This window comes from Sphingosinithalassobacter sp. CS137, from assembly GCF_014334115.1.
Taxonomy (GTDB): Bacteria; Pseudomonadota; Alphaproteobacteria; order Sphingomonadales; family Sphingomonadaceae; genus Sphingomonas.
This window is the reverse complement of the sequence record NZ_CP060494.1, coordinates 1995701-2006399: the sequence shown is the minus strand read 5'-3', so window position 1 is coordinate 2006399 and position 10699 is coordinate 1995701. Positions and strand designations below refer to the sequence as shown.

General features: G+C 68.2%; 8 protein-coding genes. 7 read left to right on the top strand and 1 reads right to left on the bottom strand.

All coding sequences use genetic code 11. The features are described 5' to 3' along the window. Positions 1-106 precede the first annotated feature (106 nt). The 5 genes from H7V21_RS09940 to H7V21_RS09920 all read left to right on the top strand — a co-directional run bounded on the left by H7V21_RS09940 (position 107) and on the right by H7V21_RS09920 (position 6044). On the top strand, positions 107-1513 hold the full coding sequence (locus H7V21_RS09940; RefSeq protein WP_262503812.1) for a glycosyl transferase family protein: 1407 nt from the start codon (positions 107-109) through the stop codon (positions 1511-1513). 332 nt (positions 1514-1845) lie between these two features. Then, entirely contained in the window at positions 1846-2562 is a 717-nt protein-coding gene (locus tag H7V21_RS09935; protein WP_188053491.1) for a hypothetical protein, read from the top strand. Between the two features lie 48 nt (positions 2563-2610). After that, positions 2611-3528 (top strand): sulfite exporter TauE/SafE family protein, encoded by a 918-nt coding sequence (locus H7V21_RS09930; protein WP_188053489.1) that lies wholly within the window; start codon positions 2611-2613, stop codon positions 3526-3528. Then, complete coding sequence (locus H7V21_RS09925) at positions 3525-4292, top strand: TIGR02186 family protein (RefSeq protein WP_188053487.1); 768 nt, start codon at positions 3525-3527, stop codon at positions 4290-4292. Before H7V21_RS09930 ends, H7V21_RS09925 begins: the two co-directional genes overlap by 4 nt. 78 nt (positions 4293-4370) lie before the next feature. Beyond that, entirely contained in the window at positions 4371-6044 is a 1674-nt protein-coding gene (locus H7V21_RS09920) for an ATP-binding protein (protein ID WP_188053485.1), read from the top strand. A 79-nt stretch (positions 6045-6123) separates the two neighbouring features. On the opposite strand, the gene H7V21_RS09915 is transcribed toward H7V21_RS09920, so the two are convergent. Then, the gene (locus H7V21_RS09915) at positions 6124-7707 is read right to left on the bottom strand and encodes a M23 family metallopeptidase (RefSeq protein ID WP_262503811.1); all 1584 of its coding nucleotides are present in this window, start codon (positions 7705-7707) and stop codon (positions 6124-6126) included. Positions 7708-7888: 181 nt separating this feature from the next. Here H7V21_RS09915 and H7V21_RS09910 point away from each other — a divergent pair, with 181 nt between their 5' ends. Together H7V21_RS09910 and H7V21_RS09905 are read left to right on the top strand one after the other, a co-directional pair. Next, positions 7889-10384: a helicase-related protein gene (locus H7V21_RS09910; RefSeq protein WP_188056475.1), complete on the top strand. Its 2496-nt coding sequence runs from the start codon at positions 7889-7891 to the stop codon at positions 10382-10384. Continuing rightward, positions 10377-10697, top strand: coding sequence for a S4 domain-containing protein (locus H7V21_RS09905; protein WP_262503810.1), 321 nt, complete (start codon positions 10377-10379; stop codon positions 10695-10697). The genes H7V21_RS09910 and H7V21_RS09905 overlap by 8 nt, the downstream gene beginning before the upstream one ends. Positions 10698-10699 lie beyond the last annotated feature (2 nt).

Here is a 10699-nt window from a genome sequence, read left to right as displayed (position 1 = left end):
GGCCGTCGGCAAGCGAGTCCAGCGACGATTGCGCACATCGCGTGGCGGCCCTTGATCGAAGCTACTGCTGCATTGATGATGTTCGAACCGAATCGGGGGAGTTCGGGTGCAGAACGGATCGATTCTGGTGCTGCTGGTGGATGGCGCCGCGCGCGAGGCGACGCTGTTCGCATCGATCTGGTTTCTGATCGGCGGGCTCGACGATCTGCTTGTCGATGCGATCTATGGGTGGCGAGCACTGCGCGGCCGCCTCGGCGCCGGCGCGGCGCCTCGGCCGAGCCTCGCGGACATTCCGCTGCCGGCGGAGCCGCCGCAGATCGCGTTGTTCGTGCCCGCTTGGGACGAGTCGGCAGTGATCGAGCCGATGCTGCGGACGGCGCTCGAGCGCTTCGACTATCCGGCGTACCGAATTTATGTGGGGACCTATCCCAATGATCCCGCCACGATCGCAGCAGTCGTTCGGATCGCGGCATCGGATGCCCGCGTCCGGCTGGTGATCGGCCCCGACCCCGGCCCCACCACGAAGGCCGACTGCCTGAACACGCTGTGGCGGGCGCTGTTGCGCGACGAAATGGCGGAGGCGACGCGCTTTGCCGCGGTTGCGCTGCACGATGCGGAGGATGTGGTGCATCCGCAGGAGTTTCGGGTGTTCGCCCACATGCTCGAACAGCATGCCGCAGTGCAGCTTCCGGTGCTGCCGCTTCCGCACCCGGCGTCGCGCTGGGTCTCGGGCCATTATTGCGACGAGTTCGCTGAAGCGCATGGCAAGCAGCTCGTCGTGCGGCAGACGCTGGGCGCCGGCATGCCCTTCGCGGGTGTCGGCTGTGCCATTCGCCGCGATATGCTTGGGCGGATCGCCGACTTGCGCGACGGCGCCCCCTTCGACGCGTCGAGCCTCACCGAGGATTATGAGCTCGGCCTGACGGTGAGCGCAATGGGCGGACGGACAGCGATCGCGCGCGTCGCCGAGTGCCCCGGCGGCTGGCCGGTGGCAGTCCGGGCATATTTCCCGGCGAGATTCGGCGCGGCGGTTCGGCAGAAGGCACGGTGGATGACGGGCATCGCATTCGCCGGATGGGACCGGATCGGTTGGGCCGAGCCGCGCCACATCGCCGATCACTGGATGCGGATGCGCGATCGCCGAGCGACGCTCGCAATGCCTGTCCTGGCGGTCGCCTATTGCGCGCTCGTCGCCTGGGGGGCTTCGCTTGTCCTCCACGTGACAACCGGCACGCAGGCGCCTGCGCTTGCCTCAGCCATGCATGCGCTGCTTCTCGCCAATGCGGCGCTGCTCGCGTGGCGGGCGCTGATCCGCGCCGCATTCGTCTGGCGTGCCTATGGCGCCGCCGAGGCAGCCCGTTCGTTGCCGCGCGTGCTCGTGTCCAACATGGTGGCGCTTTTCGCGGCCCGCCGAGCCGTTCTTCTCTATCTTTCGATGCTGGCGGGCGGCGCCCTGAAATGGGAGAAGACACACCACCAGTTTCCGGACTTGCCAGAGAGCATCGCACGATGAAGGGGCGCGGGCGGCCCCTCCGGTTTCTCGCCGCAATCGCCGTCCTATGGATCGCCGCCCGCATTCTGTTGCTCTGGCCTCACACCGGCTCGCTTCCAGAAGCCGTGCGGCAGAGCATTCCATTGGCTGCCGCTGTGGCCATCCCCCAGACCGGGCCCGAACCGAAGCCGAGCCCCGACATGCGCGCCGCAACGGCGACCGATCGGAGCAGCGCAGTGGCGCCGGCGAGGCTACGGGCGTTCGCACCTCCTCGCGCATCCGCGGCTCGGCGTGCGCGGGATCCGGTGCGTGTCCAGTTCGCCTTGCTCGGCCTGATCCAATATGGATCTCCCGTGCCGGTCGGAAGCGTCGCAACAGCCAGCGTTTCGCCGCCTCCATCGCAGGAGGCGCCGCTCCCGTTTCCGCTTCCACCGCTCCGCGCCCGCTGGTCGGGCAGCGCCTGGCTGGTCGCACGCGGCGCAGGCGGCCTCGCGCAAGCGCCTGGCGGAGCTCAGCTCGGCGGCGGTCAGGCCGGCGTGCGCCTTGCCTATGGGCTCGCACCGCGCGCCCGGCTCGCTGCCGTCGCGCGCGTGACGGCGCCGCTGGAAGGGCGCGGACGTGAGGCGGCGCTTGGCCTCGAGTGGCAGCCGAGCGAGCTGCCGGTGCGGCTCGCCGCGGAGCAGCGCATCGCGCTCGAGCCGGGGGGCGTCAGCGGTCCCGCGCTGGGGCTGATCGCAGGCATCGACCGGCGGATCGAGCACGAGTTTCGCCTGGAAGCCTATGGCCAGGCAGGCGCAGTCGCCCGCACGCGGATCGAACCCTATGCCGATGGCGCAATCCGGATCACGCGCACCGTCGCGCAGCGATCGAACTTTCGTCTGGCGCTCGGCGGAGGAGTCTGGGGTGCTGCCCAGCGCGACGCGGCGCGGCTCGACCTGGGCCCCAGCGCCATTCTGGGCGTGGACACCGGCGGTTCCCCAATGCGAGTCGCGCTCGACTGGCGCCAGCGCGTCGCCGGCGATGCGCAACCCGGATCGGGGGCGACTCTCACGCTCGCCGCCGATTTCTGATCGGCTGCGCTTTTGCCGAGCGCCGCGAGCGAGTATCGCGTCACTTCCATGGACCTGTATCTTCCCATCGCCAATCTTTCGGTGAACGCGCTCGTCATCGTGTTCTTCGGCCTGGGCGTGGGGTTGCTCTCCGGAATGTTCGGCGTGGGCGGGGGCTTTCTCACTACCCCGCTGCTCATTGTCTATGGCATTCCGCCGACCGTCGCGGCTGCCTCAGCGGCCAGCCAGGTGACGGGTGCGAGCGTGTCCGGCGTTTTCGCGCATCTGCGCCGCAATGGCGTCGACATGAAGATGGGACTGGTGCTGGTCGCCGGCGGGATCCTTGGAAGCTTCGCCGGCGCCTGGCTCTTCACCCTGCTTCAGGCGAGCGGCCAGATCGATACCACGATCGGCGTCCTCTATGTCGTGCTGCTCGGATCGATCGGCGGGCTGATGCTGTCCGAATCGCTGCGGAGTATTCGTGCGGTGCGCGCCGGCGGCCCCGCGCGTCCGCGCCGCCGCCGGCATCATCCGCTGGTCGCGGCGCTGCCGCTGCGCTGGCGCTTCTATCGCTCGGGGCTCTACATCTCGCCGCTGGCGCCGCTCATCCTGGGCTTCTTCACCGGCATTCTCACCATTCTGCTCGGCGTCGGCGGCGGCTTCATCCTGGTGCCGGCGATGCTCTATCTGCTCGGCATGGGCGCGACGGTGGTCGTCGGCACGTCGCTGTTCCAGATCCTGTTCGTAACGGCGGCGGCGACGCTGGTGCACGCCACCACCACCAAGGCGGTGGATATCGTGCTCGCCGTGCTGTTGCTGATCGGATCGGTGGTGGGGGCACAGCTCGGCGCCCGCTTCGCGCAAAAGGCCAAGCCCGAATATCTCCGCTTTGCGCTTGCGGTGATGGTGCTGGTGGTCGCGTCGCGCATGCTGCTGGGGCTGGTGTGGCGACCCGACGAAATCTTCACCATTGAGCTGGCTGGATGATCGGCCGCGCCCTGTTCCTGCTCCTGCCGGCGCTGCTGCTCGGCGGTGCGACGAAGCCGGTGCTGGTGCCGGACGTGTCGCAGCGCGAGATCGAGATCGTCTATTCCTTCACCGGTGCCGAGCTGCTGCTGTTCGGCGCGATCGTCTACCCCGGTGGCCGGGCACCGGGACCGGACGAAGAACCCGCCGAGATCGTCGTGGTGGTGAAGGGGCCGGTGCAGTCGATCCTGGTGCGCGAGAAGGAGCAAGTCGCCGGCATCTGGGTGAACGCCGAAAGCATGCGCTATCGCTCGGCCCCGTCCTTCTATGCAATCGCCTCGTCCGAGCCGATCGACACGCTGGTCGACGATCGCACACGCGCCATCTACGAGCTCGGGCTCGACAGCCTGCAGCTTTCGCCTGCCTCCGGTGCAATTCCCGAGGCGCAGCGCCGCTTCGATGCCGGGCTGGTCTCGCTGATGCGGAGCAAGGGCCTCTATTACGAAGCGCCGGGCGCAGTGGAGATCACCGACGACGTGCTGTACCGCGCGCGTATTTCGATCCCGGCGCGTGTGCCGGTCGGGCGATTCACTGCGGAAACCTTCCTGATCCGCGACGGCCGCGTGCTGGCCGCTGCGGTGCGGCCGATCGAAATCCGCAAGTCCGGGTTCGAACGCTTCGTCGCGCGTGCCGCCGAGCGATCCTCGCTGCTGTACGGCCTCGCAGCGGTGACCCTTTCGGTCCTGTTCGGCTGGGGCGCCGGCGCGCTTTGGCGGCGGTTCTGATTCCGCCCGGTCCACAGCGAAAGAACCCAATCTTTACTTCCCTTTGTGCATGATTCGCCGCGCGACGGGGAGCAGGGAATGGACGCTACGTTCGGAAGCCAGGGATTCGAAGGCGCGCAGCCGCTGACGGGCGATTCGCCACAGCTGCATTCGGCGCTGGCGCCGATCGGCGCGGTGCTCGAGATCGCGGGATCGTCGAGCCAGGTAATGCTCGACGGCGAGTCGCTCGAAGCGCTGGCGGAGCATCGCGACACGGTGATCGCCAATGCCGGCCAGGTCGGCGCGCAGATCAAGATGCGCGTCGGCAGTTCGTGGCTGATCGCCAACATCCGTTCGCTGCGGCTCGCCGACGGGCGCACCGATCGGATCGCGGCGCAGGTCGACTTCCTCGGCGAGGGCGACGAGGAAAAGCTGACCGGGAAGCTCTACAAATTTCGGCGCGGCGTCACGCGCTATCCCACGCCGGGCTGCCCCGTTTTTCCCGTCTCCACGGCGGATCTCCAGCAAATCTATGCCGCGGACGATCGCGCCCATATCGAAGTGGGGAGCGTCTATCCGACTCGCGACATCCGCGCCGCGCTCTACATCGATTCGATGCTCGGCAAGCATTTCGCGCTGCTGGGATCGACCGGCACCGGCAAGTCGACCGCCGCCGCGCTGATCCTGCACCGCATCTGCGATCTGGCGCCGCAGGGGCATGTCGTGATGATCGATCCGCACGGCGAATATGGCGCGGCCTTCAAGAACAGCGGCGCACTCTACGACGTGTCGAACCTAGCGATGCCCTATTGGCTGATGAACTTCGAGGAGCATTGCGAAGTCTTTCTCACCAGCAGCGGTTCGGAGCGGCAGGTGGACGCCGACATCCTCGCCAAATGCCTGCTCGCAGCCAAGGCGAAGAACCGGCTGGCGCAGGAAATTCCGAAGCTCACCGTCGACGCGCCGATCCCCTATCTGCTGTCGGACCTGTCGCAGCTGATCCAGCTCGAGATGGGCAAGATGGACAAGGCGACCGACAGTGCGCCCTATCTGCGGATCAAGGCTAAGATCGACGAGATCAAGGGCGATCCGCGTTACGCTTTCATGTTCTCGGGCATGCTGGTGGCGGATTCGATGGCGAGTTTCCTCGCGCGCATCTTCCGGCTGCCCGGCGACGGCAAGCCGATCTCGATCATCGACGTCTCCGGCGTGCCGTCCGAAATCACTTCTGTGGTGGTGGCCGTGCTGAGCCGGATGGTGTTCGACTTTGCGATCTGGTCGCGCAACGAGCCGCAGCGGCCGATCCTGCTCGTCTGCGAGGAAGCACATCGCTATGTGCCGAACGAGCGCAACGCCGACGGCTCCTCGGTTGGCCGGATCCTCAGCCGGATCGCCAAGGAAGGCCGGAAATATGGCGTATCGCTGGGCCTCATCACTCAGCGTCCGTCGGATCTTGCCGAAGGCGTGCTTTCGCAGTGCGGCACGATCCTGACGATGCGGCTCAACAACGAGCGCGATCAGGGCTTCGTCCGTGCCGCCATGCCCGAAGGCGCGCGCGGCTTCCTCGATTCGATCCCGGCGCTGCGCAACCGCGAGTGCATCGCAGTCGGCGAAGGCGTGGCCACGCCCGTCCGGCTGCTGTTCGACACGCTGGACGAGACGAGGCGCCCGGCGTCGGGCGATCCTGCCTTCTCGCAGCTGTGGCGCGAAACGGCCGGCGAGGAGGCGATCCTCGAGCGCACGATCAAGCGGTGGCGGGCGCAGGGGCGGTAGCAGCGTCCGTCCGAGAGAGGCCGCGGTATCCTTGCGAAAACCGGCTACCTCGGAAGATGGTCAGCGGAGCTGACGCGCCTCAGTCCTCGCCGGCGGCGTCCGCTTCCTCGCGTACCGGCACAGAGACCGGCACGGCCATCAGTCGGTTCAGCTTCGACCGGAATTCGCTGAGCTCGCCGCCCGACAGCTGGCGGATATTGGAGAAGCTCACCGAATTCGGATTGATCGCCTGGCCGTTGCGATAGACTTCCCAGTGGAGGTGCGGCCCGGTGGAGACCCCCGTCGAGCCGACATAGGCAATCACCTGCCCCTGTCGCACGCGCGCACCCGAGCGCACGGCGAAGCGGCTGACATGCCCATATCCGGTCGAAAGCCCGTTCGAATGGCGCACGCGCATGAAATTGCCATAGCCGCCGTTGCGGCCGGCGAATGTGACGGTGCCGTCCGCAGGGGCGCGGATCGGCGTGCCCGTGGGCGCCGCGATGTCGAGCCCCTTGTGCATGCGGCGGTAGCCGAGCAGCGGGTGGCGGCGCATGCCATAGCCCGAGCTCAGGCGCCCGTTCGCGGGCCGATCGAACGTGCCGCGGGTTTCGCGGCGGCCGCGCGTGTCGAGCCATTCGGTGCGGCCCCCATCCTCCCAGCGGACGAGCTGCACCTTGCGTGAGCCCTGAGTCACGCCGGCGTAGAGAAGGTCGCCCATCTGGACTTCGCCGGTCTCGGCGCGCGCCTGCTCGACGATCATGTCGAATTCGGCGTCGGCGCCGAGACGCGAGACCGGCATTTCGGAGGCAATCGAACGAATGAAGGCTTCGACTGCCTTCGCGGGAGCGCCGAGCGCGCGCGCCGAGCGATAGAGGCTGGGCCCCACCTTGCCGCGGATGCGCAGCGGCGTGTGGTCGACGGCGATCGGCACTTGCTTGAGCGCCAGGCCGGCACCGCTCCGCACTACTTCGACGCTGAGGTCGAAGCGCGCGCGAAAGGCCAGGCGCTCGAGCGGCCGCGGCTGCGACTTGTCCATCCGGCGGCCGAGCCGCAGGTCGAGCGTCGTCCCGGAGGCAAGACTGTCCAAATCGATCGCATTGCCGATCAGTTCGGCAGCGAAGCTGGCGTCGGTCGCTCCGACGCCCGAACGACGCAGCGCGCTCAACAGGCCGTTGCCCGAGGACAAGGTGGCGGTAAGGTCGATCACCGGACGCTCGGGCGTCTCGGCCAGTGGCTGGACGAGCGCAGTGGCTGCCATACGATAGCCGGTGCCGGCGCCCTTGCCGAGCGGCGTGATCGACTGGGCTCGGGCGGCTTCCCACTCGCTGCCTTCCAGCGCGGGCGGAACATAGCCGTAGATGGGATTTTCGAGGCCCGGCGCCATGAACAGCGTGACGGCGCACAGGCCGATGCAGGTTGCGGCGCCGCGATACCATTGCAGCGTTCCGATGCGTGATCCCAGATCGGGGACGAGTTCGAAATCGGGGTAACGGGCGCGCAACCGGTCGGCGAAGCCCTTGCGCGCCGGCGCTTCCGGAATCGCCGACGGACGCCCGAAGGAGAGTGCGGTCGTTCCGCCGCCCTGGTCGAGTCCGTGATCGTTGCGCAGGAACAAGGCGCGCTGCCCCCAAAATTCGTCGCTGGTGCCGAAACCCCCGGCGTGGATTGGATCACTGTGCAAGTGCGGGTTTAAAGTCAAATTAAGCAGCCTCGTCAGCTGTCCCAGCTGCGGCCAACCGTGCCAGAGCGAAGATGAAGGGAAGCTATTTGCGGTTTCGCCAACAAATCCAACATGGTTAACGGTGATTCGCAACTCTGGGCTGTTGCGTAGCGCCTGAGTCGGCACGATGTTGCGACTCGCCATGAGCCAGTTCGAGCGCACTTCCGTCACGGCCGTTCTGGGACCCACCAATACCGGCAAGACGCACCTGGCCGTCGAACGGCTGACCGGCCATGCCAGCGGCATGATCGGCTTTCCGCTGCGGCTGCTCGCGCGCGAAGTCTATGACCGAGTGGTACGGATCAAGGGACCGCGCGAAGTTGCGCTGATCACCGGTGAGGAGAAGATCTGCCCACCGGGCGCACGCTGGTTCCTGTGCACGGCCGAATCGATGCCGATCGAAAGGGAGGTGGCGTTCGTCGCGCTCGACGAAGCGCAACTCGGCGCCGATCCGGAGCGCGGCCATGTGTTTACCGATCGTCTGCTGCGCGCACGTGGTCGGGAAGAGACGATGCTCCTCGGCTCGGATGCGCTGCGGCCGATGATCAAGGCGCTGGTGCCCGAAGCGGAGATCCTCTCGCGGCCGCGCTTCTCGACGCTCAGCTATGGCGGCGCGCGCAAGCTTTCTCGGCTGCCGAGACGTTCGGCGGTGGTCGCGTTCAGCGCCGAGGAAGTCTATGCCGTTGCGGAGGCGCTGCGGCGCCTGCGCGGCGGCGCGGCGGTGGTGATGGGTGCGCTGTCGCCTCGCACCCGCAATGCGCAGGTCGCGATGTTCCAGGCAGGCGAAGTCGACTATCTGGTAGCGACCGATGCGATCGGCATGGGCCTCAACATGGATGTCGCCCATGTCGCCTTCGCCTCGCTCCACAAGTTCGACGGGCGGCGCCGGCGACGGCTGACCCTGGCCGAAATGGCGCAGATCGCAGGGCGCGCGGGGCGGCACCAGAAGGACGGCACGTTCGGCGGACTGCACGAACAGGGGCCCGGCGCCTTCACCCCGGAAGAAGTGCTGGCGATCGAGGGGCATCAGGTGCCGAGGCTGGAACGGCTCTACTGGCGCGACGGCGAACCCGATTTCGCGAGCATCGACGCGCTGGTCGCAAGCCTCGAGGCCGAGCCACGCGATGCAGTGCTGCGCGCGGCGCCCGAAGCAGTCGATCTTGCGGTGCTCAAGCGGCTCGCCGAGCAGGATTGGGTGCGCACCCGGGTGCGTTCGCCCGCGATGGTGAAGCGGCTGTGGGCGGCATGCGGGCTCCCCGATTTCCGCAAGCTGGGGGCCGATCCGCACGCCCGCTTCGTCGGTCGGCTCTTCACGCATTTGTCCGAAGCAAATGGTCATGTGCCGCACCAGTGGTTCGCCGACGAGATCGCCCGGCTCGATCGCGTCGAGGGCGATGTTGAGACGCTTGCCGGGCGGATCGCGGCGGCGCGCAGCTGGGCCTATATCGCGCAACGCGCCGATTGGCTCGCCGAGCCCGCGCACTGGGCCGAGCGCACACGTGCGATCGAGGAGCGCCTCTCGGACGCGCTGCACGCGAGCCTCACGCAACGCTTCGTCGATCGCCGAACCACGATGCTGCTGCGCCAGATTGGCGCCGATGCCTCGAACCTGCCGGTGACGATCGGACCCGGGGGTGAAGTGAGCGTGGAGGAGCATCACCTCGGCCATCTCGAGGGCTTCCGCTTCAGAGTGGCGGCGGACGCCACGGCGGCGGACAAGCGCATGCTGCTCGCAGCGGCCGAGAAGCGGCTCGGCCGCGAGCTGCACCGGCGCGGCGTGGCGCTCGCCGAGGCGACGGATGATGCGCTTGCGCTTGCGCCATCCGATGCGGGCGATCGATCGATCCTCTGGGGAGCGACGCGCGTCGCGATCCTGGAGCGCGGCCTGACGCTCACCACCCCCAAGATCGTGCTCGACCGCACGCTCGACGTGCTCGAACCACCGCAGCGCGCGGCAGTCCAGCAGCGACTGGATCGCTGGTTCGCGAGCCAGATGGCAGCGCATCTGCCGCCGCTGGCCAAGCTCGATTCGATCACGCGTGATCCGGCTGCCGGGGCGCCGCTCCGGGCAGTGGCGACTGCGCTGCTCGATGCGGGCGGGCTGCTGCCGCGCCGTGCCATCGCGGCGCAGATCGAGGCGCTGGATGCGCACGCACGCAAGCGATTGCGCAGCATCGGTTTCACCATCGGCACGCTCGACCTGTTCGCACCCGCCCTGCTCAAGCCCGCAGCGGCCCGCTGGCGCCGGCTGCTGATGGGAATCGTCGAAGCGCCGCGCGAAGGCGCTACCGTGCTCCCGCGCGGCGACTCCGGCGCCGATCTGGCGCATGGCTTTCGACCGCTAGGGCAGCAGGCCGTGCGAATCGATATGGCGGAACGCGTGGCGCGCGCCGCCCATGAAGCGCGCGAGGGGCGCAAGCCATTCGCCCCCGATCCGGCACTCGCGACGTCGATCGGCATGCAGCCGGCGACGCTCGCGCGGCTGATGGCGCAACTCGGCTTCCGCACCGCACGCAGCCGGGAAGGCGAGCCGCAGCGCTGGGTCTGGAAGGGACTCGTGCCGCCGCGCGCGCCCGAAGCGGCGCCGCGCGACGGGCCGTTCGCCGCGCTGGCCGAGCTGGGCCTGCGCAATGGCTGACCGGCCGCCGGATGCGACGATGCGTCTCGACCGATTTCTCTGGTGGTCCCGGATCTCGGCGTCGCGCACCTATGCGCGCGCGCTGGCGGAGGGCGGGCGGCTGCGCATCAACGGCCGCCGCGTCGATCGGGCGCATGTCCCGGTGCGTGTCGGCGACATTCTGGCCTTCGTTAGCCATCTCGGGAAGGTGCGGGTCGTGCGCATCGAGGCGCTGCCCGCGCGGCGGGGTCCGCCCGCCGAAGCAGCCGCGCTTTACACCCCCCTCGAAACCCTTGCGTCCAAGGCCGTTGACGCGCCCGGAGCGGATGCATAGCA